Raw genomic sequence first — 26,921 nt, forward strand, 5'->3', positions numbered from 1 at the left:
TCATCCCTTGACTCCGGTGAGGGTGACGCCCTCGACGAACGCCTTCTGGGCGAGGAAGAACACGAGGATCACGGGCGCCATGACGAGCACGGTCGCCGCCATGGTGAGGTTCCAGTCGGTGTGGTGGGCGCCCTTGAAGGATTCCAGACCGTAGGAGAGCGTCCAGGCGGCCGGATTCTCCGAGGCGTAGATCTGCGGGCCGAAGTAGTCGTTCCAGGCGTAGAAGAACTGGAACAGGGCCACCGCCGCGATGCCCGGCTTCGCCATCGGGAGGACGACCCTGAGCAGTGTGCGGAGTTCGCCGCAGCCGTCGACGCGGGCCGCGTCCAGGTACTCGTCCGGGACGGTCAGCAGGAACTGGCGCAGGAGGAAGATCGAGAACGCGTCGCCGAACGCCATCGGGACGATCAGCGGCCAGAGGCTGCCGGAGAGGTCCAGCTGCTTCGCCCAGAACAGGTACATCGGGATGATGACGACCTGCGGCGGCAGCATCATCATCGAGATCACCAGCATCAGCGCCAGATGCCGCCCCCGGAAGCGGAACTTGGCGAGGGCGTACGCGACGGGGAGCGACGACACGACCGTGAGCGCGGTGCCCAGGCCCGCGTAGAGGAGGGTGTTGCGCCACCAGGTGAGGAAGCCCGGGGTGTCCCACACCTTGCGGTAGTTGGCCCACTCCCAGGTGTCCGGGACCAGATCGCGGGTGAGGGCCTGCTGGTCGCTCATCAGCGAGGTGAGGACCACGAAGACGAACGGCAGCGTGAAGAGGAGCGCCGCCGCCACGCCGAGGGAGTGCACCGCGATCCACTCCAGCAGGGCCCGGCGGCGGGCGGTGCGGTGTGCGGGCCCGTCCGGTACGGGGGGCGTCATCGGGCACCCGCCTGGATCAGTCCGCCCCGGCGGCGCATCAGCAGCGCGGTGAACGCCGTCGACAGGGCGAAGAGGACCAGGGCCACCACACAGGCCGCCCCGTAGTCGAAGCGCTGGAAGCCCAGGTTGTAGACGAGCTGGGGGAGCGTGAGGGTCGACTTGTCGGGGTAGCCCGGCTCGAACTGCTGACCCGAGCCGCCGATGACACCCGAGGCGACCTTTCCCGCGACCAGGGGCTGTGTGTAGTACTGCATCGTCTGGATCACGCCCGTGACCACGGCGAACAGCACGATGGGGGAGATGTTGGGGAGCGTGACGAAGCGGAACCGCTGCCAGGGGGACGCCCCGTCCAGCGCCGCCGCCTCGTACTGCTCCTTCGGTACGTCCAGCAGCGCGGCCATGAAGATGACCATCAGGTCGCCCACGCCCCAGATCGCGAGTGCGGTCAGCGCCGGCTTGGACCAGTCGGCGTCCGTGAACCAGCCCGGCGCCGGCACGCCCAGCCCCTCCAGTACCGCGTTGACCGGGCCCGTACCGGGGTTGAGGAGGAACACGAAGGCGAGCGTCGCGGCGACCGGCGGGGCCAGACAGGGCAGATAGAAGAGGGTGCGGAAGACGCCCGTACCCGTTCTGATCCTCGTGATGAGCAGGCCGACGCCGAGGCCGAAGACCACCCGGCAGGTCACCATGACCAGTACCAGCCAGAGGGTGTTGCGCAGGGCCGGCCAGAACATCGGGTAGTCCTGGAAGACGTACACCCAGTTGTCCATGCCCCGGAACTCCGGGACGCCGAAACCGTCGTACCTCATGAAGGAGAAGTAGACGGTGGACACCAGCGGATAGGCGAAGAAGACACCGAAACCGATGAGCCACGGGGAGAGGAAGGCGAGCGTCCGGAGCGTCGGCGCGCGGTGTTTCGCGCGGAGCGTGTGTGTGGACATCGGCGGCGCTACTTCGCCTGCTCGATGTCGGTGTCGATCTGCTCCGCGGTCTTCGCCAGGCCCGCCTTCAGGTCCTTCACCTTGCCGGACTCGTACTGGAAGCCGAAGTCCTGGAGCGTCGTCTGGTACGTGGAGCCGTTGACGGAGGCCGGCGGGGTGTTCGAATCGGGGTGCCGGGCGATGTCGAGGAAGGTCCTGAAGGCCGGGTCCGTCTTCAGGCCGGGGGACTTCAGGGCCTCGAAGGTCGAGGGCACGTTGCGGATGGCGTTGGCGAAGGAGACCACGGCCTCGGTGTCGGTCGTCATGTACTTCACCAGTTCCCAGGCGGCGTTCTGCTTCTCGCTCCGCGGGGCGATGCCCATGATCGTGCCGGAGAGGAAGCCCTTGCCGTACTCGTCCACCTCGTCGTCGGCGACCGGCAGCGGCGCGGTGCCGATCTCGAAGTCGACGCCGGCGTCCCGCGCCATGCCGAGCCGCCACTCGCCGTCCAGTTGCATCGCCACCTGACCGGTGTGGAAGGGGTGCTCGGCACCCCACTCGTCCCCGAACGTGTTGCGGTACTTCTCCAGTCTGGCGAAGCCGCCGAGGTCGTCGACGAGCTTCTTCTGGTACGTGAACATCTCCGCGAACGCCGGGTCCTTGCCGATGTTCGACTTGCCGTCGGCGTCGAAGTAGGCGTGGTCCCACTGGGACATGTAGTGGTCCACGACCGTCTCGTAGCCGTGGTAGTTCGGCATGAAGCCGAGCCGCTCGTACCCGTCGCCCTTCGGCTTCGTCAGCTTCTTCGCCACCTCGGCGAACTCCGACCAGGTCTTGGGGGGTTGCTCGATCCCGGCGGCCTCGAAGGCGTCCTTGTCGTAGTAGAGCCCGTAGGCGTCGCCGAGGAGGGGGAGGGCGCAGCGGGTGCCCTCGAATTCGGTGTAGTCCAGCATCGGCTTCGGGACGATCGCGTCCAGGTCGAGCTTCGACTTCTCGATGAACGGCTTCAGATCGAGGAAGGCGCCCGAGGAGCAGAACGTGCCGACGTTGGACGTGGTGAACGAGGAGACCACGTCGGGGCCGCTCGAACCGCCCGCGCGCAGCGCCTGGTTGAGCTTGTCGTCGTTGATGTTGCCGACGACCTTCACCTTGATGTTGGGGTGCGCCTTCTCGAAGCGGTCCACGTTCGCCTGGACCGCCTTCACCTCGGCGGGGGCGCTCCAGCCGTGCCAGAAGGTGATGGTCGTCTCGGCGTCCGGGTCGTCCGTCGCGCCGCTCCCGGACTGGCCCGTACAGGCTGTGGCGAACAGGGTGAGGGAGGCGGTGACGGCGAGCGCGAGTGTCGCTTTTCTGGATATTCCGGGCATGACGGTGCTCCCTGGGGCGGGGTGGGAGGGCGGAAGGGGAAGGGCGGTGCTAGCGGGAGGTGTCGAAGACCTCGTCGCGCGTGGTCGCCAGGGCGCTTTCCAGTGCGCCCCGCAGGACCGGGTGTTCGCGGACGTCGCCCACGACCAGACGGGGGCGGGGAGCGGCGAGTTCCTCCAGTTCGGCCTGGATCAGGGCGCGCAGCACCTCGCCGCCGGAGGTGAGGCCGGTGCCGCTCAGGACGACGAGTTCGGGGTCGAGGACGGAGACCAGGGAGGCGAGCCCGGTGGCCAGCCGGGTGGCGTAGGTGTGCAGGAGCCGGTGGTGCGCCTTGTCGTCGTCGGGGTTCGCCGCCGCGCGCTCCAGAAGGGCGGCGGCCGCCTCGGTGTAGGGGCCCTGCGGGACGTCCTCGATGCCCAGCTCGCGGGCGAGCCGCGGCACGGCCTGGGAGCCGGCCAGCTCCTGGAAGCCGCCACTGTTGGCCCTGGTGACCTGACGGACCAGCGGAGTGCCCGGCACCGGGAGGAAGCCGACCTCGCCGGCGCCTCCCGTCCAGCCCCGGTGGAGCCGTCCGCCGAGGACCAGGGCGGCGCCGAGGCCCTCCTGGTTCCACAGAAGGACGAAGTCGGAGTGGTCGCGGGCCGCGCCGAGGCGCTGTTCCGCGAGGGCGACCAGGTTGACGTCGTTCTCGTACTCGAACGGCATCGGCAGCGCGGCGGCCAGTTCGTCGAGCAGCGTGGGGGAGTGCCAGCCGGGCAGATGCGAGGCGTAGCGCAGGCGGCCGGTGTTCGGGTCGAAGGCGCCCGGCGTCCCGATGACCAGGCGGTGGATGTCGGAGCGGGACAGTCCCGCCGCCTTCACCGCACCGTCCAGGGCGTCGGTGACCTGCCGGACGACGGGCGTCCCCGAGCGGCGGCCGGGGGCGGACAGCTCGTACCGGCCGACCGTACGGCCGGTGAGGTCGGCGACGGCCGCGCGTATCCGCCGGGGGTTGACGTCGAGACCGGCGGCGTACGCGGCGGCCGGGTTGACCTCGTACAGCTGGGCGCCCGGGCCCGGCCGTCCCTCGGTGGTGCCGGTGGCGAGAACCAGCCCGCCCGCCTCCAGCCGGGCCAGCAGCTGGGAGGCGGTCGGCTTGGACAGGCCGGTGAGCTTGCCGATCCGGGTGCGGGACAGCGGCCCGTGCTCCAGCAGCAGGTCCAGGGCGGTGCGGTCGTTCATGGCGCGCAGGACGCGCGGGGTGCCCGGCGTACCGGCGGTTCCTGCCATGGGGTGCGACACCTGCCCTTCCTCGACTGCCCAGCTTCTCAGCGGCCGGTGCGGGACGTCCATCCCGGTACCGGCGGCCGATCACTGTTAGGAAAGTTTCCTGTTGGGCGTGGAACGTATGCCCGGCGGAGAAGGGCCGTCAAGAGGGAGTACGAGAAAGGGCGGCACCCGGACGATCCCGGGTGCCGCCCTCGCCGTCGGCGTCTACTTGGTGGTGCTGGGCGGCAGCGGGGACGCCGCCATCGACTGCGGGGAGAGGGTGCTCGAGTAGACCGACGGGGCCGCCATGCCGGCCGTCGGGTCGGCGGCCGCCGCGTCCTCCATCGCCGTGGCGCCGCCGACGATCCGGATGCCCGTCGCGTCGAACGCCCGCTTGATGCGCCAGCGCAGCTCCCGCTCCACCGTCAGGGACTTGCCCGGCATGGTCTTCGCCGAGACCCGGACCACCATCGAGTCCAGCAGCACCGAGTCCAGGCCGAGCACCTCGATCGCGCTCCACAGGAGCTCGTTCCAGGGCTCCTCCTTGGTCATCCTCTCGGCGACCTCGGTGAGCGTGGCCTTCACCCGCTCCAGGTCCTCGTCGGAACGCACCGTGACGTCGACGCCCGCCGTCGCCCAGCCCTGGGAGAGGTTGCCTATGCGCTTGACCTCGCCGTTGCGGACGTACCAGATCTCGCCGCTGTCGCCGCGCAGCTTGGTCACCCGCAGTCCGACCTCTATCACCTCGCCGGAGGCCACGCCCGCGTCGACGGTGTCGCCGACGCCGTACTGGTCCTCCAGGATCATGAAGACGCCGGAGAGGAAGTCCGTGACCAGGTTGCGGGCGCCGAAACCGATCGCCACACCGGCGACACCGGCGGACGCCAGCAGCGGGGCCAGGTTGATCTGGAAGGTGCCGAGGATCATCAGCGCGGCCGTGCCCAGGATCAGGAACGAGGCCACCGAGCGCAGCACCGAGCCGATCGCCTGCGAGCGCTGCCTGCGCCGCTCGACGTTGACCAGCAGTCCGCCGAGCCCGCTGCCGTCCACCGCCTGGCCGGTGCGGGACATCCGGTCCACCAGCTTGGTGATCGCCCGCCGCACCACGACTCTCAGCACCGTCGCGATCACCAGGATCAGCAGGACCCTGAGCCCGATGGCGAGCCAGGTGGACCAGTTCTGCTCCACCCAGCCGGCGGCGTTGGTGGCGCTCTCGTGGGCGTCCTGGAGCGTCGGCACCCGGGGTGTCCCGGACTCCGAGGGCGTCGGCGACGGGCCGTCGGCCGACAGGACGGCGGACAAGGACACGGCAGGTACCTCCAGGTGCAAGTCTGCGCCCGGTACGGCGGTCAAGGTCTCCGAGGTCACGATCGGGTCACCGGGCAGGCAGAACCACCACACTAACGGGGCATTGTGCGGGGATCGGCCCCATGTGTGAAGAAGAGACGGTCCTCACCCGTGCTTGAACAGGCCATGATCCTGGGGATGCATCGGGGTGTGGTCGAAAACACTCCCAGCCCGTTACCGGGACATGGTGGCGCTTCCACCAGGCATGAGGGGAGACTGACTACGGATCGTCCCGGCGCGAGCCACGCGCCGCCGGCGTACAAGGAGGCCGTCCGTGCCGCATGTCCTGGTCCTCAACGCGTCGTACGAGCCGCTCGGCGTCGTACCGCTCCGCCGCGCGCTCGTGCTCGTCCTCGAGAACAAGGCAGTCTGCCTCGAGGAGACCGGCGCCTATCTGCACAGCGCGACCGTCACAGTCCCCGCACCCAGCGTGGTCCGGCTCAAGCGTTTCGTGCGGGTCCCCTACCGGGGGCCCGTTCCACTCACCCGTCGGGCGCTGTTCGCCCGTGACGGGGGCCGGTGCATGTACTGCGGTGGCGTCGCAACCAGCGTCGACCACGTCATCCCGCGCAGCCGCGGGGGCAAGCACGTCTGGGACAACGTGGTGGCGTCGTGCCGCCGCTGCAACCACGTGAAGGCCGACCGCCATCTGTTCGAACTGGGCTGGCGCCTGCACCACAAGCCAGCCCCGCCCACGGGCCTGGCCTGGCGCATCATCGGCACCGGCCACCGCGACCCACGCTGGCTCCCGTACCTCCAGCCGTACGGCGCGGAGGACGCGATGGCCCGCATCGACGGCATCTCCGCCTGACGCCGGGAACGGCGGCAGGGTGCGGTCCGGCTCCGGGAACCCCCGTTCCCCGGAGCCGGCCGGCGTCAGGTGTACCGCAGCTCCGCCGGGCGGATCGTGCGGCTCAGAAGGGGCAGGGACGTCGCCGCCGCCAGGAGGCAGGTCGCGTAGACCGCGAGCGGGACCAGCAGGGACGTCCACGGCCAGGAGGCCGACGCGGTGAGCGCGGCGTAGACGGTGCCCACCGTCATACCGCCGGCGCCCGCCAGCAGCACGGCCGGGGCCAGCGGGAGGGCGGTCTCCAGGAGCAGCGCCCGGTTCAGTACCGCGCGGGGCACTCCGGCGGCGGCCTGCGCGGCCAGGCCCCGGCGGCGGGCCGTGAGGGACTCGGCGGTGCCCACGGCGAGCGCGGAGAGGGTGATCACCAGGCCCACCGCGATCGCGGCGGCGGTCAGATCCAGCCCCGTCGTGTAGTAGGCGATGCTCTCCCCGAGGTACCGGCTCTCGTGCAGATCCTCCAGGAACGCCTGCCGTACGCCCACGAACCCGGTGCCCACCACCGTCACCAGCAGGACCGCCGCATGCGTACGGGCCGCCGCCCACGGGTCGTCGCGCAGCCGCTCCGCCGCGATCAGCGTCGCCGCCGAACGCGCCCGGCCCGCCAGGACCCGCCCCACGACGCGGCAGGTGGCACCGGACAGCCACACCGAGCCCGCGCCGACCGCGAGCAGCGCCGCGAACACCGTCAGCGGGGTCCGCAGCTCCATCGGGCCGCGCGGCCCGGACGACGTGGTGTTCGCCGCGAGCAGCGCCAGCCCGGCCACCGCCGGCAGCGACACCAGGAACAGCCGCCCCGGCCCGCGCCCCGGACGAGCCGGGGCGACCCGGCGCACCCAGCCGAGCGGCGAGGCCACCACCCGGCGCAGCGCCAGCGCGCCCGCCGCCGCGCCCAGCACCGGGACGGCGACGGCGACCAGCGCCAGCGCCACCCAGGTGAGCGCGGCCGGGTGCTCCCACACCCGGACCGCGACCGTCACCGAGACGACGGTCGCGACCGCCGACCCGAGCAGAGTGGCCAGCCCCGTCTCCAGCGCGGCGATCCGCCGCACCTGGCCGGGGGCCGCCCCGGCCAGCCGCAGCCCGGCCAGCCGCCGGTCACGGCGCAGCGCGCCGATCCGGGCGCACTGGCCCAGGAACCCGAGCACCGGGATCAGAAGCAGCAGCAGGCCGAGGATCACCCCCGAGCGGGTGCCGGGCTCGCTGAGCAGGCCCTCGGCGAGCGGTACGGCGTAGTGGCCCCGCAGGGAGGCCAGGGCGGCGGCGGTCAGCGCCAGCCCGGTGGCGAGCGCCGCGCCGGTCGCGGTGAGCGCGATCCGCCACCACTCGTCCCGGCCGGAGCCACGGGTCAGCTGCCACGCGAGGCGCAGATCGGAGCCGAGGGAGCTCATGCCGTCACCTCCAGCGACGCCACGGCGCCGTCCCGCAGCTGCACTTCCCGGTCCGCGTACGCCGCCACCTGCGCGTCGTGCGTGATCAGCAGCACCGCCGTACCGGCCTCACGGGCCGTGTGCACCAGCGCCGACATCACCTGCTCGCTCGCCAGTGAGTCCAGCGCGCCGGTCGGCTCGTCCGCGAAGACCACCCGGGGCCCGGTGACCAGGGCGCGGGCCAGCGCGGCCCGCTGCGCCTGACCGCCGCTCAGCTCGCCGGGCCGCGACTCCGCCTGCCCGCGCACCCCGAACCGCTCCAGCCACTCCCCGGCCGCCGACCGGGCCTCGGCGCGGCCGGTGCCGGCCAGCATCAGCGGCAGCGCCACGTTGTCCAGCGCGGTCAGCTCCGGGATCAGCTGCCCGAACTGGAACACCACCCCGAACTCGGTACGGCGCAGCTCGCTCAGCCGCTTCTCCGGCAGCTCCTCCAGCCGTTCACCGGCGTACGTCACCGAGCCCGCGTCGGGGCGGACGATGCCGGACAGGCAGTGCACCAGCGTCGACTTGCCGCTGCCGCTGGCGCCCGTCACCGCGAGGATCTCGCCCGCGCGCAGCTCGACGGAGGCTCCGCGCAGCGCGTCGGTCCTGCCGTGCGCCTTGACCAGGGCGCGGCCCGCGAGCAGCGGCCCCGCCGTGTTGTGCCCCATGCTCATGCTGTGTCGACCTCCGCGGTCAGGGTGGTGAGCCGGGCCGCCGTGGTCGTCATCCAACGGAGGTCCGCGTCCAGGTGGTTGAGGGCGAAGTCCGCCGAGAGCACGGTCGCCAGATCCGCGCCCGACGCCGACTTCACGACGGTCAGTTCCCGCATCCGCTCCATATGGGCGGCGCGTTGGGCGCGCAGATACGCGGCCGGGTCGCCGCCGGACAGGATCGACACCACGACCTTGGCGAAGATCTCGTTCGTCACGAACGGTGCGGGCGGGGCGATCTCCGCGGCCCAGCGCGCCAGTTCGCGCGTTCCGTCGTCCGTGGCGCGGTACATGGTCCGCTCCGGGCCGCCGTCCGAGTCGGTGCCCTCGATCTCGGCGAGTCCGTCCCGGACCAGGCGCTGGAGTGTGGTGTAGGCCTGCCCGTAGGCCAGTGGGCGGGCCTGCGGGAAGCGTTCGTCGTGGCGTCGCTTGAGGTCGTAGCCATGGCTCGGCCCCGAGGCGAGCAGGCCCAGCAGGATGTGGCGGGTGCTCATGACGCCATTATGCACTCGATACATGTACTGAGTGAATAGTGATCGCCGAAAAGGAAACGGGGAAGGGCTGGAAAGGCTCAGTCCGCGACCGCGTACGCCTCCACCGACCACAGCGAGTAGCCGAACCGTGTGGCCCGCCTCTCGCCCTGGACGCGGAGGTGGCGGACGCCGGGCTCGTCCATGCGGAGGGTCTCCCGGCCCCCGTGGCTGTCGCGTACCGCCGCCGCCGTCCGCCAGGTGCGGCCGTCCGCCGAGACCTCCACGCGGTACGCCGACGGGTGCGCGTCCTGCCAGTGCAGGGCGACCTTCCCCAGCCGTACCGGGTGCTCCAGGTCGACCTGCCACCAGGCGTCGTCCTCGACCGGGGACGACCAACGCGTCCGTGGGTCGCCGTCGTTCGCCGCCTGGGCCGGGAAGTCGGGCGTCTCGTCGGCCGAGGAACCCGCCCGGCCGGTACGGGCCAGGTCGGGGCCGGCGGTGCGGGGGACGGCGTGGACCGTCAGCGTGCGCGCCGTCCCGGCGAAGGCGAGCCGGATGTCGTAGGACCGGACGGGCGAGCCCGCTCGCACGCTCACCTCGACCGGGACCTCCAGCGAGGTGCCGCGCGGAACGGTCAGCGCGTCCTTCGGCACCCGGACGGTGATGCCCTCCGGGGCGTCCACGGTCAGCGTCCCGCGTACGTCGGCGGGGCGCAGCGAGCCGAGCGTGGCCGTCAGGCGGCGGGTGCCGCCGATGTCGGCGTCCGCGCGTTCGCCGGGCAGCTGCAGGGAGGCGGCGGGCGCGTCCGCGAACCAGGGGACCAGGTGCCGCACTCCGGAGGCGCCGGTGACCCGTACGGCGTCCACCCGGCCGTCCCCGCCCGGCAGTTCGGTGGCGCCGCTCGCGGACAGCGCGCCGAGCCGGCGCCACCCTCCGCCCGGCGTCTGGACCTCCACGGTCCCCTTCGTGCCCGGTTCGGCGAGCACCGTCACGGAGTCCAGCGCGCGGGCGCCCGGGAAACGCAGCGTGCGGTCGCCGCCGGAACGCCCGGACGGCTGCCGGCCGATGCCCGCCCAGCTCTCGTACGCCTTCTGCGCCCGGCTCAGGAACGGGTCCAGCACTCCCTTGCCCACCGTCACCCGTGACGACCCCAGCCGCTCCCGGGCCTCACCCAGCCGCAGATACGCCGTCCAGGCGGCGCCCGCGTCCCCGGCGCGCTGGGCGCGCAGCATGTCCAGGGCATCGGTGCCCGCCTCGCCGTAGCGGGCCAGCTGCTCGGACCAGGGGCCGGTCTCGGCGGCGAGCCCGGTCCCGGAGAGCCGCTTCGGCAGCTCGCGCAGGACGGTGAAGGCGGCACGCAGCCGCCCTTCCTCCCGCGTCCGCCAGAACGCGTCGATCAGCGGCCGCAGATACGCCGACTCCTTTCCGCCCAGCACCGACGACGCGGTGTTCCCCGCGAGGGCGTTCAGGGCCTCCTCGCGCCGGGTGTCACCGGCGGCGAGATCGGCGATCGCGGCCCGCCAGGACTCCCCGGGGCGGTAGTCGCTCGGGTTCCAGGCGAAGTCGGCGGCGGTGAACAGCGGGACACGGGACGCCTCGGGCTGCGCCATCGCGTTGGCGAGCAGCGCCGCCGAGCCCGCGGCGACGGCCGGTTCGCGGCCCTGGTAGGGGCCGAGGAAGATCCGGCCGGGGGCGTAGTCGTTCACCGGATAGTTGTCCATGGTCACCAGCGGATGCCCGAACACCTTCCGCGCCTGCGCCAGTTCGCCCCCGGTAATGGTGCGCGGCACCACCCCGACCCCGGTCCACGCCACCTCCGTACCCGGCTCCAGCTCCTGTGCGAGGGCCCGCCGGTACGCGGTCGAGCCGTCCTCGTAGAACTCGGTGGGCATCAGGGACAGGGCGGCGGCCCCGGGGTGCCGCTCCGCCAGGTGCCGGGCCACCGCGTTCGCCACACGCGCCTGGGCGCGGGCGGCGGCGCCGGGTCCCGAGCCGAACCGGTCGGCGTCCGCCCCGCAGTGCCACTCGCTGTAGCTGACGTCCTGGAACTGCAGCTGGAAGGCACGGAAGCCCAGCGCCCACATCGCGTCCAGCTTCCGGGTCAGCGCCCGCAGATCGTCGTCGGAGCCGAAGCACATCGCCTGCCCCGGCGCCACCGCCCAGCCGAGGGTGACGTGGTTGCTCCGCGCCCGCTCGGCCAGCTCCCGGAACTCCGCCCGCCGGTCGGCCGGGTACGGCTCACGCCAGCGGGCCTGCCGGTACAGGTCCTCACCGGGCGCGTACAGATACCGGTTCTGCTTGGTGCGGCCCATGAAGTCCAGCTGGGACAGCCGCTGTCCGTGCGTCCACGGGGTGCCGTAGAAACCCTCGGTGACGCCGCGTACGGCGGTGGCGGGCCAGTCGCGCACGACGGCCGCGGTGAGGGAGGTGCCGTCCGGGCGGAGCAGTTGGCGCAGGGTCTGCACGGCGTGGAACTGGCCGTCGCCGTCCGCGCCGGTGAGGGAGACGGCTCCCTTGCCGACGGTCAGCGCGTAGCCGCCGGGCGGGAGGGCGTGCCGGGGGTCGGCCGGCGCGCGCTCCGTGCCCACGCGCACCACCAGCGCCCCCTCGGGCGCCGACGCGCCGGGGGTGGTGAACCGGCGCGCGCCCGCTTCCCGCAGCAGCGCGCGGAGCGCGTCGAGGGCGTACGGGTCGGCCGTCGCGTCCGCCGCCAGGGCGACCTCCTCGGTCACCTCGACCGGGGCGCCGTTCGCCCGCACGGACTGGGGGCGCGGCCACAAGGAAAGCTCCGCCTCCCGCGTCCTCTCGTCGGCCGGGGACGCGGTCACCCCCGGCGCGGCGACGGCGACGGGCACGACCCCCAGGCTCCCGGCGAGGACCGCGAGGGCGAGGGCGGCCCTCCTGGCGTTCGCCGTCCTCCCACGCCGCAGCAGCACGCGCCCTCCCGATCACTCGACGAACCACCCGGCCCGGCCGTGTCCATTCCGTTACCGGGAAACCCCGAGCCCACCATTTCCGTGGTGAACGTGTCAACGGAAGTGGACGTTGTGGCGCGTTTGTCCCACTGTGGAAGGACGGGGCGGGGCGAGAATGTGATCAGGAGCACGTTGAAAGACTTTGTGCGTCTGGCATCGCGCGCCCTGGGTAGGGCTGCGAGATAACCCGCACGACCCGCACGCCCCGCGTGATCCGCGCGCCGTGCCCGACGAGGAGGCCATCTGTGGCTGCACCGGCTTACGTCCCGTCCCCGGCCCTGTCCAAACCCGTGGCGGAGCATCCCTCCGCCGACCTCCCGGACTTCCCGGACCTCTCCGGTTTCGAGGAGCCGCAGTACTGCGTCTTCAGCGCGGAGGGCCCCTGCGCCGAGGTCCCGCTGACCAGCGAACCTCCGCTGCCCGACGCCGAACCCCTCACCAGCGAACCGCCGCTCGCCGACGCCGCCCCGCTGACCAGCGAGTCCGACGCCTTCACGGACACCTCCGACTCCTCCGGACTCGACTCCTTCCCGGCCCAGTACCGCCCGGAGCCCTAGGGTGACCGCGCCGCGGCCGGCCGAGCCCCCTTCCGAGGACCTGTCCCGGCTCGCCGCCCTGTACGGCGTCGCCACCTCCTACGCACCCTCCCCGGACCGTACGGTCACGGCCTCGGCCACCGCCGTCACCCTCGCGCTGGCCGCCCTCGGCGTGGACACCGCCACCCCGGACGCCGTACGCACCGCGCTCACCGCCCGCGAACGGGAACTCGGCGCGCGCCTGCTGCCCCCCACCCTGGTCGGCTGGGGCACCCGCGCCCCCGACGCCCTGACCGCCCTGCCCGACGGCACCCGGCTGCGCGTACGCACCGAGCAGGGCGAGATCCGCGCCTCGGCCGGTCACCTCCCGCCCGGCGTGCACGAGGTGACCGCCACCGCCCCCGACGGCCGCACCGCCCGCGCCCACCTCATCGTCGCCCCGACCGCGCTGCCCGCCCCGCCCGGACGCTCGTACGGCCTCCTCGTCCAGCTCTACTCCCTGCTCTCCCGGCGCTCCTGGGGCATGGGCGACCTCACCGACCTGGGCGAACTCGCCGGCTGGGCCGGACGCGCCCTCGGCGCCGGATTCGTCCAGGTCAACCCGCTGCACGCGGCCGTTCCCGGACCGCCGACCGACCCGTCCCCCTACCGGCCCTCCTCGCGGCGCTTCCCCGACCCCGTGCATCTGCGGGTCGAGGCCGTCCCCGAGTTCGCGTACCTCGCCGCAGGTGCGGACGACCTGCTTCAGCGGGCCGGACGGCTGCGCGAGGCCGTGCTGGAGAAGGGTGCGCTGATCGACCGGGACGCCGTCTGGCAGGTCAAACGGGAGGCCCTGGAACGGGTGTACGGAGTCCCCCTCGGGCCCGGCCGCCGCGCCGCCTACGACGCCTTCCGTGAGGAACAGGGGCAGGCCCTGGAGGACCACGCCACCTGGTGCGCGCTGGCCGAGACGCACGGCGCCGACTGGCACCGCTGGCCCGACGGGCTGCGCGACCCGCGCTCGGACCGGACCGCGCGTGCGCGGCGCGAGCTGGCGGACCGCGTCGGCTTCCACTCCTGGCTCGTCTGGCTCACCGACGCCCAGCTCACCGCCGCGCAGCGGGCCGCGCACGAGGCGGGGATGCCGGTCGGGATCGTCCACGACCTCGCGGTCGGCGTGCACCCCGGCGGTGCCGACGCCTGGGCGCAGCGGGAGCACTTCGCGGCCGGCATGTCCGTCGGCGCGCCCCCGGACGCGTTCAACGCGCGCGGACAGGACTGGGGGCTGCCGCCCTGGCGGCCCGACCGGCTCGCCGCCTCCGGGTACGCGCCGTTCCGGGCGCTGCTGCGCGGGCTGTTCCGGTACGCGGGCGCGCTGCGCATCGACCACGTGATGGGGCTGTTCCGGCTCTGGTGGGTGCCCGAGGGGCATCCGCCCACGGAGGGCACGTACGTCCGCTACGACGCCGAGGCGATGCTCGCCGTGCTGGTCCTGGAGGCGTCACGGGCCGGGTCGATGGTGATCGGGGAGGACCTGGGCACCGTCGAGCCGGGTGTGCGGGAGGCGCTGCGCGAGCGGGGGGTCTACGGCACGTCGGTGCTGTGGTTCGAACGGGACTGGGAGGGGGACCGGCGTCCGCTGCCGCCGGAGGGATGGCGCGCGGACTGTCTGGCCACGGCCACCACCCACGATCTGCCGCCCACGGCCGCCCGGCTCAGCGGGGAACACGTGGATCTGCGGGACAGCCTCGGGCTGCTGACGCGTCCGCCGGAGGAGGAACGGGCGGAGGCGGCGGCCGACACGGCGGAGTGGCGGGAGCTGTTCCTGCGGCTGGGGCTGATGGAGCCGGGGGCCTTCGAGGAGGCCGAGATCCAGGCCGTCCACCGCTACCTGCTGCGCACGCCGGCCCGCATGATCGGGGTCTGGCTCCCGGACGGCGTAGGCGACCGCCGCCCCCAGAACCTGCCCGGCACATGGGACCAGTATCCGAACTGGCGCCTCCCGATCGCGGATGCGGGGGGCCGCCCTACGACGCTGGAACAACTGACGAGGTCACCCCGGCTCCGAGCCCTGCTCGAGGTACTGCGCCGGCAACGCTAGTCGTGGGCTGCCGCATGCCGCCGTTCCCGCCGTCGCGTCCATCGGGCACCCCGCGCGCGCGAACCCCGACCCCGTTGGATAGTTTGTGACCGTGGACAAGAAGAACGCCCTGCGCGCCGGCGCCCTGGCAGCCGGTACGACGCTGATGATGCTGCTCATGTCGTCCCCCGCGCTCGCGCTCACCCGCGACGACGGCGACGACCCCGGCACGGGCCTGAGCGTCGTCGAGACGCTGGGTCTCTACGTCCTGGCCCCGATCGCCTTGTTCCTGGTCATCGCCGGCCTGGTGATGATCGGCGACAAGACGCACAAGAAGAAGGACCCGACCACCTCCAACATCGCGACCGAGGCCGAAGCCAAGGCCTGATCCCGCGCTTTCACCAGGGCGCCGCCCCTTCCGTACGCACGCGCATCCGCCGTACGGGACGTGGGGCGGCGCCCTCGGTGCGTTCACGGCGGACACGGCGCCGCCGTCGGACAGCGCCGCACGGTGGGTGCCGCCGTGGCCACGGTCGAGAAGCGGCTCGCGGTGGAGCGCCGGGCGTCCGGCGCCGCCGGGCGGGACCGGACCGAGGCCGCGCTCGCCCATCGTGCCGGCCGAGGAGCGGGCGGCTACGTCTCCGTCGCCACCACCAGCTCCCGCAGGAGGCCGGCCAGTTGGGCCGACCGGTCACCGTCCAGGGCGGACAGTGCCTCGGTCTGGGCGGCGAGCCCCGCGCCGGCCGCCGCGTCGATCAGCCTCAGGCCCGCCTCGGTGAGCGTGACCTGGAGGCCCCGGCGGTCGTGCGGGTCCGGGGAGCGGCGGAGCAGTCCCCCGCGCTCCAGTTTGTCGAGGCGGCCGGTCATTCCGCCGGTGGTCAGCATCAGCGTGGCCGAGAGCGCGCGCGGGGAGAGGGTGTAGGGCTGCCCCGCGCGGCGCAGCGCGGCGAGGACGTCGAACTCCCCGCGCGAGATCCCGTACCTGGCGTACACCACCTCCATCCGGTCGCCCATCGCGCGCGCGAGCCGGAACACCCGCCCGAAGACCTCCATGCCCGTGGTGTCGAGATCGGGCCTGACCTGGGCCCATTGCTCGACGACCGTGTCGACGGCGTCCCGGGGGCGCTGCTCGGGGGTGCTCATGCGCAGGAGTATCCGGCCGGCACGGATCGCCCGCAACAAAGTAGCTCGCCGGTGAGCGACCGGTGACGGCCCGTCGGCCGGGCGTCTCGTTCGCGCCACCTGGGGCCAAAGTGGCGCGTTCAACCATTGCCGCTTCGTGGGGTCACGCGCAGCCTGGGAGCGCGGGAGCGCTCCCACACCGTCGACGCGAATCGATCGCGCTCCTCCCGAACAGAGCACCAGCACCAGAACACCCCCGCCGTGCAAGCGTCCACGTTTCTGGAGCCGACATGCCACGACGCCGCTGGACCGGGCCCCTCCTACTGGCCCTCCTGCTGACCGCCCTCGCCCCGCTGCCCGCGGCGGCGGACACCGCGCCGTCCCGTACCGAGGCGGCCGAGGCCGTTCCCCTCCCCTCGATCAGCGCGACCACCACCCAGGTCGCCTCCGGGCTGAGACGGCCCACCGCCATCGCCGCCCCCGACGACGGCACGGACCGGCTGTTCATCACCCAGAAGTCCGGCAGCGTCCGCGTCTACGACCCCGACACCGGCCTGGCGCAGACCCCGCTGCTCGACATCACCTCCGCCGTCGACGAGTCCGGCAACGAGCGCGGTCTCCTCGGTATCGCCGTCCCGCCGGACTTCGCCGACAGCCAGGCCCTGTACCTGGCGTACACGGCGCTGCCCGACGCCGCGGTCACCGTCGCCCGCTACCGGCTCGACGAGTCCCGCCTCGAGCCCCTGCTCTCCCAGCCGCACGCCGAATTCAGCAACCACAACGGCGGCCAGCTCGCCTTCGGCCCCGACGGCAACCTGTACTGGAGCATCGGCGACGGCGGCAGCGCCGGCGACCCCTTCCGCTCCGGACAGCGGCTGGACACCCTGCTCGGCAAGATCATGCGGATCGATGTGAGCCGTACCTGCGGCACGCTGCCGTACTGCGTTCCCGCCGACAACCCGTTCGTCGGCACACCCGGCGCCCGCGAGGAGATCTGGCTCTACGGGCTGCGCAACCCGTGGCGGTTCTCCTTCGACCGGGCCGACGGCTCGATGTGGATCGGCGACGTCGGCCAGGGCCGCTGGGAGGAGATCGACCATCTCGCCCCCGGCCGGGGCGGGCTGAACCTCGGCTGGTCCTGCTACGAGGGCCTGGAGAGGTTCCAGGGCGGCGACTGCGTGCCCGGTGAGGAGTACACCGAGCCCGTCTTCACCTACTCCCCCTACACCGGCGGCTGTTCGGTCATCGGCGGCCATGTCTACCGCGGCCGGGACCACGCCGGCCTGGTCGGCGGCACCTACATCGCCACCGACTACTGCTCGTCCACCGTCTGGGCGCTGCGCCCCGACGGCAGCGGCGGCTACGAGCAGGCCGAGATCGGTGAGATGCCCACCCAGGTGACATCGATCGGCACGACCGCCGACGGCGAGTTCTACGTCGTCAACGATCTGCCCGGCGGTCTGCACAAGGTGTCCTTCGCCCAGGAGGAACCCACCTGCCGGGTGGACCGCGCCGTGACGGCCTGGGGCACCGGCATGACGGTCGACCTCACCGTCACCAACACCGGCGACACCCCGGTGAACGGCTGGACCCTGGAGTTCTCCCTCGCCCTCGGCCAGAGCGTCGTCTCCGACTGGAACACCACCCTGACCCAGGGCAGCAACACGATCACGGCGGTCAACGCCCCGCACAACGCCACGATCGCGCCCGGCGCGAGCGTCACCCTCGGCTACCTCACCGGCAACACCGGCGACGCCACACCACCGGCACGGTTCATGCTCAACGGCGACGCCTGCGCGGTGGGCCGCTGAACAGCCGTCAGGGGCGCCGGAAGAAGACTCCGGCGCCCCTGATGTACGTACGGGCTAGGACGCCGCCGCGTCCGCCGCCTGGGCGCGCAGGGCGCGTTCCACTCCCGCGCGGGACTCCGAGACCAGGCGGCGCAGGGCCGCGTTGGGCTCGGCGGACGCCAGCCAGGCGTCCGTCCGGTCGAGGGTCTCGCCGGAGACCTGGACCGACGGGTAGAGGCCGACCGCGATCTGCTGGGCCATCTCGTGCGAGCGCGAGGCCCACACGTCCGCCAGGACCTCGAAGTACCGGTCCGTGTACGGCGCCAGCAGTTCCCGCTGGTCCGTCTGGACGAAGCCGGCGATGACCGCCTCCTGGACGGCGTTCGGCAGCTTGTCGGACTCCACGACCGAGGCCCACGCCTCCGCCTTGGCCTCCTCCGTCGGCCGGGCCGCACGGGCGGTCGCGGCGTGCCGCTCGCCGGCCGCCGTCCGGTCCCGCTCGTACTCGCCCGCGATCTCCGTCTCGTCGAACCGGCCCACCGCCGCCAGCCGCTGCACGAACGACCAGCGCAGCTCCGTGTCCACGGCCAGGCCCTCGACGGTCTGCGTGCCGGACAGCAGCGCCTCCAGCAGGTCCAGCTGCTCCGGCGTACGGGCCGTCGCCGCGAACGCGCGCGCCCACGCCAGCTGGTGGTCGCTCGCCGCCTCGGCGGACCGCAGATGGGCCAGCGTGGCGTCGGTCCAGCGGGCCAGCAGGGCCTCACGGGAAGCAGGGTCGGCGTAGAGGTCGACGGCCAGCTTCACCTGGCGGTGCAGCGACTGCACGACACCGATGTCGGACTCCTTGCCGATGCCCGACAGCACCAGGGACAGGTAGTCGCGGGCGGCGAGTTCCCCGTCCCGGGTCATGTCCCAGGCGGAGGCCCAGCACAGGGCGCGCGGCAGGGACTCCGCGAAGTCGCCCAGGTGCTCGGTGACGAACGCGAGGGAGGCCTCGTCCAGGCGGACCTTGGCGTAGGACAGGTCGTCGTCGTTGAGGAGGACGACGGCCGGGCGCCGCTTGCCGGTCAGCTGCGGTACGGCGGTCAGCTCACCGTCGACGTCCAGTTCGACGCGGTCACCGCGTACCAGCTTGCCGCTCGCCTCGTCGAGGTCGTACAGACCGATCGCGATGCGGTGCGGGCGCAGGGTGGGCTCGCCCTTGGCGCCGGCCGGGAGCGCCGGTGCCTCCTGGCGGACGGCGAACGAGGTGATGACACCGTCGGCGTCCGTCTCGAACTCCGGGCGCAGGACGTTGATGCCGGCCGTCTCCAGCCACTGCCTCGACCACGACTTCAGATCGCGTCCCGAGGTCTCCTCCAGCGCGCCCAGCAGGTCGGACAGGCGGGTGTTGCCGAACGCGTGGCGCTTGAAGTACGCCTGCACGCCCCGGAAGAACGCGTCCTCACCGACGTACGCGACGAGCTGCTTCAGCACGGACGCGCCCTTGGCGTACGTGATGCCGTCGAAGTTGACGAGCACGTCGTCCAGGTCCCGGATGTCCGCCATGATCGGGTGCGTGGACGGCAGCTGGTCCTGGCGGTAGGCCCAGGTCTTCATCTGGTTCGCGAACGTCGTCCACGAGTGCGGCCACTTCGAGCCGGGGGCGGCGGCCTGGCAGGCGGCCTCCGCGTAGGTGGCGAACGACTCGTTCAGCCACAGGTCGTTCCACCACTCCATGGTGACCAGGTCGCCGAACCACATGTGGGCGAGCTCGTGCAGGATCGTGGAGGCCCGCACCTCGTACGCGGCGTCCGTCACCTTCGAACGGAACACGTACTGGTCGCGGATGGTGACCGCGCCCGCGTTCTCCATCGCGCCCGCGTTGAACTCCGGCACGAACAGCTGGTCGTACTTGGCGAACGGGTACGCGTAGTCGAACTTCTCCTGGAACCAGTCGAAGCCCTGCCGGGTGACCTCGAAGATCGCGTCGGAGTCCAGGTACTCGGCCAGCGAGGGGCGGCAGTAGATGCCGAGCGGGACGGACTGGCCGTCCTTCTCGTACACACTGTGCACGGAGTGGTACGGGCCGACGATCAGTGCCGTGATGTACGACGAGATACGCGGGGTCGGCTCGAACTCCCAGACGTTGTCCTTCGGTTCGGGCGTCGGCGAGTTGGAGACGACCGTCCAGCCCTCCGGGGCCCTCACGGTGAACCGGAACGTCGCCTTGAGGTCGGGCTGCTCGAAGCTCGCGAAGACACGGCGGGCGTCCGGCACCTCGAACTGGGTGTACAGGTAGGCCTGGTCGTCGACCGGGTCGACGAACCGGTGCAGACCCTCACCGGTGTTGGTGTACGCGCAGTCGGCGCTCACCCGCAGCACGTTACGGCCCTTCAGCAGGCCGGGCAGGGCGATGCGGGAGTCGGCGAAGACCTCGGCCGCGTCGAGGGAGTCCCCGTTGAGGGTCACCTCGTGCACCTCGGGTGCCACCAGATCGATGAACGACTCCGCGCCGTCACCGTCCTCGGCGACGTCGAAGCGCACCGTGGTCACGGACCGGTAGGTGCCGCCCTCCTGCGCGCCGGAGAGGTCGAGATCGATCTCGTACGAGTCAACGGTCAGCAGCTTCGCCCGCTGCCGCGCCTCTTCGCGAGTCAGGTTTGTGCCAGGCACGCGGTCATCTCCTCGATATGTGTGGGTTGCGCCATCCTTCCACGCGACCTCGCGCCGAGGCGATGACCGAGCCGGATCATGGGGATACCCCTGTGTCGGGCCCGTCCGGGGTGGGCCTGACGGGTGGGGTCCCCCTTGGGTGGCCAAGGACGCGGATCCTGTCGTTCGTCTGCGGCGACATCTGGGCGTGGTCCCCCGGCAGCGCATGGCCGAGATTCGACGTGGCACTGCGGCGGCACCTGGCGCTCCGAACGCCCCGAGGGGCCGCCCACCGGGTGGACGGCCCCTCGGTCACACGCGTGGCGTCACGCGCTCAGCTCCGCCGCCACCAGCTCCGCGATCTGTACGGCGTTCAGCGCCGCGCCCTTGCGGAGGTTGTCGCTGGAGACGAACAGCGCGAGGCCGTTGGCGACCGTCTCGTCGGGGCGGATACGGCCGACGTACGACGGGTCCTGGCCGGCCGCCTGGAGCGGGGTGGGGATGTCGGTGAGGACGACACCGGGGGCGTCCGCCAGCAGCTCGGTCGCGCGCTCGGCGCTGATCGGGCGGGCGAAGCGGGCGTTGATCTGCAGGGAGTGCCCGGAGAACACCGGGACGCGCACACAGGTGCCGGAGACCTTGAGTTCGGGGATCTCCAGGATCTTGCGGGACTCGTTGCGCAGCTTCTGCTCCTCGTCGGTCTCGTTCAGACCGTCGTCGACGAGGTTGCCGGCCAGCGGCAGCACGTTGAAGGCGATGGGGCGCTGGTAGACACCCAGCTCGGGGAAGTCGACCGCCGCGCCGTCGTGGGTCAGCTTGTCCGCCTCGTCGATCACCTTCGACGCCTGGCCGTGCAGCTCCGCGACGCCGGCGAGGCCGGAGCCCGACACCGCCTGGTACGTGGCGACGACCAGCGCCTCCAGGCCCGCCTCCGCGTGCAGCGGACGCAGGACCGGCATCGCGGCCATCGTCGTGCAGTTCGGGTTGGCGATGATGCCCTTGGGGCGGTCCGCGATCGCGTGCGGGTTCACCTCGGAGACGACGAGGGGGACCTCGGGGTCCTTCCGCCAGGCGGAGGAGTTGTCGATCACGACCGGGCCCTGCGCGGCGACCTTCTCGGCCAGCGCCTTCGAGGTCGCGCCGCCCGCGGAGAACAGCACGATGTCCAGGCCGGAGTAGTCGGCGGCCGCCGCGTCCTCCACCGTCACGCCGTCCAGCTCGGTGCCCGCCGAACGCGCCGACGCGAACAGGCGCAGCTCGGTGACCGGGAAGTCGCGCTCCTTGAGGATCCTGCGCATGACCGTGCCCACCTGACCGGTGGCTCCGACGATTCCGACCCTCACGGCGACTCCCTACGTGTCCTGATTCGTTCCTGAATGCCTGGCCGAGGCTCTTCCATCATGCGGCCGACCACGGCCCGCCTGTCCAATTCTTTGCGGAGCCTGCCCGCACAGTGGGACGGACCGGCGGCGACCACCGGTTGCGGACCTTCGGCCGCAACCCCCCTGAACTGCAGAAATTCGACTTTCGGGGGCCGTGGACCGCAAGGTCCCCTGCCCCGTCCGGTACCGGCCACACGAAGGTGTGACGTACGCCTCTGAACGTTCCGGGCGGGACCGGCGTCGTAGGGGAAACAGTGTGAGGGGGGTGGCCGGTGCTGCGCGGAAGGACCCGGCGCGGCCGGGGGCCGTCGTACACCGCGGTGGACGACGATCCGCTGGACGCGGCGCAGGAACGCCGGGTGCGGGCGGTGCTCGCGCTCGGCGGGGTGCCGCAGGCGGACCTGCCGGACGGGGTGCAGCAGGTCCGGCTGCGGCTGCTGGAACGCGCGGCGAGCGGGCGGGAGGCACCGCGGGACGTCTCGGCGTGGGTGGCCGTGGTCGCCTCCAACCTCGCCATGGACTGGCACCGGGCCAAACGCCGCCAGGAGCGGATCGGGGAGCGCCTCGCGTCGCTCCGCCCGGCTCAGGCCCCTTCCGGCGAGGAGACCAGCGTGCTCTCCCTCGCCGTCGCCCGCGGCCTGGACGAACTGCCCGACGCACAGCGCCAGGTGGTCGTGCTGCGCTTCTACGCCGACCTGCCGGTACGGTCCATCGCCGAGCAGCTCGGCGTCCCGGAGGGCACGGTCAAGAGCCGGCTGCACACGGCGGTACGCGCCCTGCGCACCCGCCTGCACGAGGACGAGGTGGTCTGACATGCCGTCCCACGACGAACACCACGCCCCCGACCACGAGGCCGACACCCCGACGCCCACCGGCCACGGGGCGGGCGCGCCCGGAACCCGTGACGGCGGGGTGGACGTGCTGATGGCCGCTCTGCTCGACGAGCCGTTGCCCGCGCCGGGCCGGCAGGATCCCGCGGTCGTGGCGGCGCATCGGGCGGCCGTCGCCGATGTCGCCGTGCTGCGGGAGCGGCTCGGGCTGATCGGGGACGCCCTCGCCGTGCCCGCGGAGCCGGGCGTGCCGGCGGGGCGGGAAGAGGCCGGGGGCGAGGGCCGGGAGCGGATGGCCCCCGGTGCCGTGGTGAGGGGCGGGCGGCGGGCCGGGCCGGGGCCCGGCTCCCGCGGGCCACGCCGAAGGCGGCCCGCGCGGGTGGCGTTCGGGGTGCTCGTCGCCGCCGTCGCCGCCACCGTCGTCGCCGGCATGGGGTGGCTCGTGGCGCAGCCGGGGGGTGTGTCCGGGGCGGCGGACAGTGGCACCGCCGCTCAGGCGGACTCCAAGGAGGCCGCCGGTGTCGCCTTCGGCAGCCCCCGCTATCTCGCCTGCGCCCGGATCGTCGCCGAGGGCACCGTGCTCGCGGTGGAGCGGATGGCCGGTGCCGAGCGGGTCACGCTGTCGGCGGGCCGCTACTACAAGGGCGAGGGCGAGGTCGTGTTTCTGCGGGACCCCGCCGAGGGGGTCCCGCTGCACGAGGGCGATCTCGTGATGGTCGGGATGCCCGCCGGGGGCCAGTACCCCGACGCGGTGATCGTCGGGGAGGCGGACATCGCCCGCGAGCGGCCCCGGATCATCGCCGCGCTCCCCGAGGCCCGCACCCTCACCTGCGGTTGAGGACAAGGAGGACGAAGGGAGGACGGAGGGGCGGGCGCCCGTACGGACGCCCGCCCCTCCCCGGATCACCGGCCCTTTACGGAACGACCTTCTCGATCGCCACGTTGCCGAGGCCCGCGACCGTGCCGCGCGCGTTCACCAGCTGCACGCGCCCGAAGAACGCGCGCCCCTCGGGAGCGGCCGCCGCGACGGTGACGTCACCGGAGACGGTGGCGGTGTCGCCCGTGCCGAGCTTCACCGGCGTCGAGTCGTCGACGGTGACGGAGCCGAGCGAGGCGGAGAAGAACACGTCCAGGTAGTCGTAGTCCGTGGAACCGGCCGGAACGGAGTAGCCCGCGACCTCCACGGTGTACGTACCGGCCGCCGGGGAGGCGATGGAGACGGACTCCTCCGAGTCGCCGTCGGCGGACTGGGCGACCTGGGCGCCGGCGGCGTCGTAGACCGTCAGGTCCAGGTCCGCGGAGGCGTCCGTGACGTTGCCGATGGCCACGTCGAGGGAGGTGGCGCCCGCGGGCACCTCGACCGTCGTGGTGTGGGTGTCACCGGTCACGATGGCCGGACGGGCCGTCTTGGACGAGCCGAGCGGGCCGCCGACGAGCTTGCCGTCCAGCGCGGCGAACTCGTTCGTCACCGTCCAGGAGACGGCGGCCGGCGTGCCGATCCTCGCCTCCGGCACGGTCACGGTCTCCGGGTCGAAGGCCGCGCCGAGGACGGCGACGTCCAGCTTGTAGGGGTTGTCGAGCAGCGGCGAGGTGCGCCGGGCCTCGACCTCGATCTCCCACACGCCCGGCTGCGGGTCGGCGTACGAGCGTACGTCGGGGCGGCAGCCGTTGCCGTCGTTGTAGTTGTTGTAGCAGTCCGGCGTCGAGGTGCTGTCGGCCGGGACGCCGTACGGGTGGATGGCGATGAACCGGGTCTGGCTCTTGTCCTTCAGCCCGCTCATCGCGATCTCCAGCGTCCTCGCGCCCTCGGGCACGGTGACGAAGTAGGAGGTCGTGTCGTTGCGCTGGGCGGTGCCCCGCGCCGAGAACGTGTGCCGCAGCGGCGCGGAGACGACCACGGTGCTGAGGATCTGCTGGTCGACGCCCTCGGTACGCGGGTCGTCGACCTCCAGGATCGCGCTCTTCAGTCCGGCCGAGCGCGGCGCGGCCTGCACCTTGACGGTGACCGGCTCGTTCAGCGGCAGCCGGACGTCGTCGTCGCCGAGGATACGGAAGGTGTGGTCGGGGTTGTTCTCGAGGCCGAGCTCGTGCCGGACCGGGCGGTCGGGACCGGACGTACGGGTGATGGTGACGTCGTACGTCTTCTTCTGCCCGGCCTTCAGGCCGCCCTCACGGTCGTAGAGGCCCGTGCCGAAGCCGGGCGTCGCCAGGAACTGGTCGATCGCGGTGTCGACCGGCGCCTTCACCGTGTACTCGTGCGCGGTGGCGCCGTCGCGGATGGCGTCCCAGGCGTCCTCGATGTCGATGAGGCCGGCGCCCTCCTCGTACGCCTGCACGCCCTTGATGTGCTCGGCGGTGGAGGTGAGGGCGGTGCGCAGGTCCGCGGGCGTCAGCTCGATGTGCTTCCGCTTGGCGGCCGACAGCAGCAGCGCGGTGGCGCCGGTGGCCTGCGGGGAAGCCATCGAGGTGCCCTGCAGCATGCCGTAGCCCGCCGGGAGGCCGTAGCCCGCCTCGGCGACCGGGGCGCCCGGCATCCAGGTCTGGATGGTGTTGATGGCCGCACCGGGCGCGACCAGCGTCGGCGTGAAGCCGCCGTCCTCACGCGGACCGCGCGAGGAGAACGGCATCATCGCGTACTTCGTCTTCACCACGGAGCCGTAGTTCGCGGCCCAGGTCTCCTTGGAGACGGACGCGCCGACGGAGATGACCTTGTCGGCCAGACCGGGGTCGCCGATGGTGTTGGCGCCGGGGCCGGAGTTGCCCGCGGAGATCACCAGCTGGACGCCGTAGGTGTCGATCAGACGGGTGTACAGCTCGGCGCGGGCGTTGTTGCCGTCGTTCAGCGCCGGGAGACCGCCGATGGACATGTTGACGATGTCGACACCGCGCTCGGTGACGAGGTCGATCATGCCCTCGGTGAGGGCCACGTTGGTGCAGCCGCCCGACCAGGTGCAGGCGCGCGAGGAGACGATCTTGGCGCCGGGGGCGGCGCCGTCCATCTTCCCGCCGAACAGGCCGTTGGCGGCGGTGATGCCGGCGACGTGGGTGCCGTGCTCGGACTCGATGACACCGATGTTGACGAAGTCGGCGGTCTTGCCGACCCAGTCGCCGCCGTACGGGTCCATCGGGACGTCCTCGCGGATCTCCACGACGAACGGCTGCCGCTCGGCGATGTCGGTCTTCGGGTCGTCGGTGCCGAAGTACCCGATCTGGAAGCCGTCCTTGTACGGCTTCATCGGGGTGTCGTCGCCGAAGTCCTGGTTGTCGTTCAGGTCGACGCGGACCGTCCCGGAGGCGGCGTCGTAGAGGACGCCCCAGGAGTCGGTGGTGTCGCCGTCGCGGTTGGCGTCGCCCTTGGCGTCACCGCCGGTGGTGTACGACTCCAGGAAGGTGCTGATCCGGTACGAACCCGCCGGTGCCCGCCAGGTCCTGCCGTCGTAGGTGAACGCCGGGCCGGAGACGGAGGAGACCATCGGGCGCCAGGTCTGGTCGCTGTCCACGATCGGATCGGTCGCCGTCACCCAGTCGACGATCTTGCGCTCGCCGGTGGTGGTCCGCTGCAGTGCCGGGTGGCCGAGGTCCACACCGGAGTCGAGGATGCCGATGGTGACCCCGCGGCCGTCCGCCTTCGGGTTGTCCTCGACGAAGTCGACGGCACCGGTCTCGAAGGACGGGTTGTACGGGTTCTCCGCGGGCGTCCGCCTGTCCGGAGCCGGGTACGCGGCGGTGCCCTTGGAACCCCTGCCCTTGCGGGCGGTGTCCGCGCTCGGTGTGGGGTCGTCCAGCGGGATCTCCTCGCGCAGGTCGACGCCGTGCACGGAGGAGAGCTTGGCGGCGGCGGCGATCGCCGCGTCCGCCTTGCCGGTGGGGACGGTGGCCCGGACATAGCCGAGCCGGTCGTGGGTCCGGCCGACCGAACCGCCCTTGACCGCGTCCAGCTGCGCGGCGACCTGCTCGGTCTTCCCGGGGGCGGTGGCGATCATCAGCGTGACGTTCTTGTCGCCGGCGGCCTTGGCCTCGGCGAGCAGGTCCGCGTCGTCGGCGCCGAGCTTGTCGTGCGCGGACTTGACGTCCGCGTCGGCGGGCGCGGCGGGCGGGTTGTCGGCGGCCATGGCGAGGGGTATCGGCCCGGCCGCGGAGAGCGCGGCGACGAGGCCGGCGGCCACGGCGATACGGGCCACGCGTCTGGCGCCGGGTATCGGTTCGCGCTGAGGGGAGTGGGTCATCGGCATCCCTTGTAAGTAAAGGAACGATCGTTGAGCGACCGGAGCCGGACGACCCTGGTCGCGACGGCCCGGAACGTGATCCCGGACGATCGTCGAGCCTTATGCAAGAGGTGCGTGTTTGGCGAGAGTTGGCCGCGCCGAAATGGATGTATGGGGAAAACCCCCGATGCCCTTA

At 72.4% G+C, this 26,921-nt stretch carries 20 protein-coding genes; 7 read left to right on the forward strand and 13 right to left on the reverse strand.

The annotated features are described in order from the left end of the window. The 5 genes from ACGFR9_RS20175 to ACGFR9_RS20195 form a co-directional block, all read right to left on the reverse strand. On the reverse strand, positions 1–870 hold the full coding sequence (locus ACGFR9_RS20175; protein WP_393210297.1) for a carbohydrate ABC transporter permease: 870 nt from the start codon (positions 868–870) through the stop codon (positions 1–3). Continuing rightward, positions 867–1,811, reverse strand: a complete 945-nt coding sequence (locus tag ACGFR9_RS20180; protein WP_393210300.1) for a carbohydrate ABC transporter permease — start codon at positions 1,809–1,811, stop codon at positions 867–869. The genes ACGFR9_RS20175 and ACGFR9_RS20180 overlap by 4 nt, the downstream gene beginning before the upstream one ends. Before the next feature lie 8 nt (positions 1,812–1,819). After that, entirely contained in the window at positions 1,820–3,157 is a 1,338-nt protein-coding gene (locus ACGFR9_RS20185; protein ID WP_393210303.1) for an ABC transporter substrate-binding protein, read from the reverse strand. A 49-nt stretch (positions 3,158–3,206) separates the two neighbouring features. Then, on the reverse strand, positions 3,207–4,424 hold the full coding sequence (locus ACGFR9_RS20190) for an ROK family transcriptional regulator (RefSeq protein WP_393210306.1): 1,218 nt from the start codon (positions 4,422–4,424) through the stop codon (positions 3,207–3,209). Between the two features lie 204 nt (positions 4,425–4,628). After that, positions 4,629–5,711 carry a mechanosensitive ion channel family protein gene (locus ACGFR9_RS20195; protein ID WP_393210309.1) on the reverse strand — a complete coding sequence of 361 codons (1,083 nt, stop codon included), beginning with the start codon at positions 5,709–5,711 and terminating at the stop codon, positions 4,629–4,631. Positions 5,712–6,024: 313 nt separating this feature from the next. Here ACGFR9_RS20195 and ACGFR9_RS20200 point away from each other — a divergent pair, with 313 nt between their 5' ends. Next, positions 6,025–6,561, forward strand: a complete 537-nt coding sequence (locus ACGFR9_RS20200) for an HNH endonuclease (RefSeq protein ID WP_030217562.1) — start codon at positions 6,025–6,027, stop codon at positions 6,559–6,561. A 65-nt stretch (positions 6,562–6,626) separates the two neighbouring features. On the opposite strand, the gene ACGFR9_RS20205 is transcribed toward ACGFR9_RS20200, so the two are convergent. The 4 genes from ACGFR9_RS20205 to ACGFR9_RS20220 all read right to left on the reverse strand — a co-directional run bounded on the left by ACGFR9_RS20205 (position 6,627) and on the right by ACGFR9_RS20220 (position 12,128). Further along, positions 6,627–7,988, reverse strand: coding sequence for an FtsX-like permease family protein (locus tag ACGFR9_RS20205; protein WP_393210312.1), 1,362 nt, complete (start codon positions 7,986–7,988; stop codon positions 6,627–6,629). After that, positions 7,985–8,683 carry an ABC transporter ATP-binding protein gene (locus ACGFR9_RS20210; RefSeq protein ID WP_393210315.1) on the reverse strand — a complete coding sequence of 233 codons (699 nt, stop codon included), beginning with the start codon at positions 8,681–8,683 and terminating at the stop codon, positions 7,985–7,987. Before ACGFR9_RS20210 ends, ACGFR9_RS20205 begins: the two co-directional genes overlap by 4 nt. Then, positions 8,680–9,213 (reverse strand): PadR family transcriptional regulator, encoded by a 534-nt coding sequence (locus tag ACGFR9_RS20215; RefSeq protein WP_393210318.1) that lies wholly within the window; start codon positions 9,211–9,213, stop codon positions 8,680–8,682. Before ACGFR9_RS20215 ends, ACGFR9_RS20210 begins: the two co-directional genes overlap by 4 nt. Positions 9,214–9,290: 77 nt before the next feature. Further along, a complete protein-coding gene (locus ACGFR9_RS20220; protein ID WP_393210321.1) occupies positions 9,291–12,128 on the reverse strand; it encodes a beta-N-acetylglucosaminidase domain-containing protein in 2,838 nt (945 codons plus the stop codon). Between the two features lie 284 nt (positions 12,129–12,412). Between ACGFR9_RS20220 and ACGFR9_RS20225 the strand changes: the two genes are divergently transcribed. The 3 genes from ACGFR9_RS20225 (at position 12,413) to ACGFR9_RS20235 (ending at position 15,150) form a co-directional block, all read left to right on the forward strand. Next, on the forward strand, positions 12,413–12,724 hold the full coding sequence (locus ACGFR9_RS20225; RefSeq protein WP_393210324.1) for a hypothetical protein: 312 nt from the start codon (positions 12,413–12,415) through the stop codon (positions 12,722–12,724). Position 12,725: 1 nt separating this feature from the next. After that, complete coding sequence (gene malQ, locus ACGFR9_RS20230; protein ID WP_393210327.1) at positions 12,726–14,783, forward strand: 4-alpha-glucanotransferase; 2,058 nt, start codon at positions 12,726–12,728, stop codon at positions 14,781–14,783. A 91-nt stretch (positions 14,784–14,874) separates the two neighbouring features. After that, positions 14,875–15,150 (forward strand): hypothetical protein, encoded by a 276-nt coding sequence (locus ACGFR9_RS20235; RefSeq protein ID WP_393210330.1) that lies wholly within the window; start codon positions 14,875–14,877, stop codon positions 15,148–15,150. 245 nt (positions 15,151–15,395) lie between these two features. Here the strand turns inward: ACGFR9_RS20235 and ACGFR9_RS20240 are convergent, their stop codons facing one another. Next, positions 15,396–15,905, reverse strand: coding sequence for a MarR family winged helix-turn-helix transcriptional regulator (locus ACGFR9_RS20240; RefSeq protein ID WP_393210333.1), 510 nt, complete (start codon positions 15,903–15,905; stop codon positions 15,396–15,398). A gap of 269 nt (positions 15,906–16,174) precedes the next feature. Between ACGFR9_RS20240 and ACGFR9_RS20245 the strand changes: the two genes are divergently transcribed. Continuing rightward, the gene (locus ACGFR9_RS20245; RefSeq protein ID WP_393210336.1) at positions 16,175–17,695 is read left to right on the forward strand and encodes a PQQ-dependent sugar dehydrogenase; all 1,521 of its coding nucleotides are present in this window, start codon (positions 16,175–16,177) and stop codon (positions 17,693–17,695) included. A 54-nt stretch (positions 17,696–17,749) separates the two neighbouring features. On the opposite strand, the gene pepN is transcribed toward ACGFR9_RS20245, so the two are convergent. Together pepN and ACGFR9_RS20255 are read right to left on the reverse strand one after the other, a co-directional pair. Beyond that, positions 17,750–20,329: an aminopeptidase N gene (pepN, locus tag ACGFR9_RS20250; RefSeq protein ID WP_393210339.1), complete on the reverse strand. Its 2,580-nt coding sequence runs from the start codon at positions 20,327–20,329 to the stop codon at positions 17,750–17,752. Between the two features lie 305 nt (positions 20,330–20,634). Further along, positions 20,635–21,651 carry an aspartate-semialdehyde dehydrogenase gene (locus tag ACGFR9_RS20255; RefSeq protein WP_393210342.1) on the reverse strand — a complete coding sequence of 339 codons (1,017 nt, stop codon included), beginning with the start codon at positions 21,649–21,651 and terminating at the stop codon, positions 20,635–20,637. A 311-nt stretch (positions 21,652–21,962) separates the two neighbouring features. Here ACGFR9_RS20255 and ACGFR9_RS20260 point away from each other — a divergent pair, with 311 nt between their 5' ends. Both ACGFR9_RS20260 and ACGFR9_RS20265 read left to right on the forward strand, forming a co-directional pair. Beyond that, positions 21,963–22,502, forward strand: coding sequence for an RNA polymerase sigma factor (locus ACGFR9_RS20260; protein WP_393210345.1), 540 nt, complete (start codon positions 21,963–21,965; stop codon positions 22,500–22,502). Position 22,503: 1 nt separating this feature from the next. Then, the gene (locus ACGFR9_RS20265; protein ID WP_393210347.1) at positions 22,504–23,358 is read left to right on the forward strand and encodes a hypothetical protein; all 855 of its coding nucleotides are present in this window, start codon (positions 22,504–22,506) and stop codon (positions 23,356–23,358) included. A gap of 76 nt (positions 23,359–23,434) precedes the next feature. Here ACGFR9_RS20265 and ACGFR9_RS20270 read toward each other — a convergent pair whose 3' ends face one another. Then, positions 23,435–26,746: a S8 family serine peptidase gene (locus ACGFR9_RS20270; protein ID WP_393210350.1), complete on the reverse strand. Its 3,312-nt coding sequence runs from the start codon at positions 26,744–26,746 to the stop codon at positions 23,435–23,437. Positions 26,747–26,921 lie beyond the last annotated feature (175 nt).

The organism is Streptomyces sp. NPDC048584 (assembly GCF_043199595.1).
Lineage (GTDB): Bacteria > Actinomycetota > Actinomycetes > Streptomycetales > Streptomycetaceae > Streptomyces > Streptomyces edwardsiae.

What these genes read in the sequence shown, in the direction of transcription:
- ACGFR9_RS20175 (WP_393210297.1), bottom strand. Translation starts at nt 870, where the DNA reads ATGACGCCCCCCGTACCGGACGGGCCCGCACACCGCACCGCCCGCCGC.
- ACGFR9_RS20180 (WP_393210300.1), bottom strand. Translation starts at nt 1,811, where the DNA reads ATGTCCACACACACGCTCCGCGCGAAACACCGCGCGCCGACGCTCCGG.
- ACGFR9_RS20185 (WP_393210303.1), bottom strand. Translation starts at nt 3,157, where the DNA reads ATGCCCGGAATATCCAGAAAAGCGACACTCGCGCTCGCCGTCACCGCC.
- ACGFR9_RS20190 (WP_393210306.1), bottom strand. Translation starts at nt 4,424, where the DNA reads ATGGCAGGAACCGCCGGTACGCCGGGCACCCCGCGCGTCCTGCGCGCC.
- ACGFR9_RS20205 (WP_393210312.1), bottom strand. Translation starts at nt 7,988, where the DNA reads ATGAGCTCCCTCGGCTCCGATCTGCGCCTCGCGTGGCAGCTGACCCGT.
- ACGFR9_RS20210 (WP_393210315.1), bottom strand. Translation starts at nt 8,683, where the DNA reads ATGAGCATGGGGCACAACACGGCGGGGCCGCTGCTCGCGGGCCGCGCC.
- ACGFR9_RS20215 (WP_393210318.1), bottom strand. Translation starts at nt 9,213, where the DNA reads ATGAGCACCCGCCACATCCTGCTGGGCCTGCTCGCCTCGGGGCCGAGC.
- ACGFR9_RS20240 (WP_393210333.1), bottom strand. Translation starts at nt 15,905, where the DNA reads ATGAGCACCCCCGAGCAGCGCCCCCGGGACGCCGTCGACACGGTCGTC.
- ACGFR9_RS20245 (WP_393210336.1), top strand. Translation starts at nt 16,175, where the DNA reads ATGCCACGACGCCGCTGGACCGGGCCCCTCCTACTGGCCCTCCTGCTG.
- ACGFR9_RS20265 (WP_393210347.1), top strand. Translation starts at nt 22,504, where the DNA reads ATGCCGTCCCACGACGAACACCACGCCCCCGACCACGAGGCCGACACC.
- ACGFR9_RS20270 (WP_393210350.1), bottom strand. Translation starts at nt 26,746, where the DNA reads ATGACCCACTCCCCTCAGCGCGAACCGATACCCGGCGCCAGACGCGTG.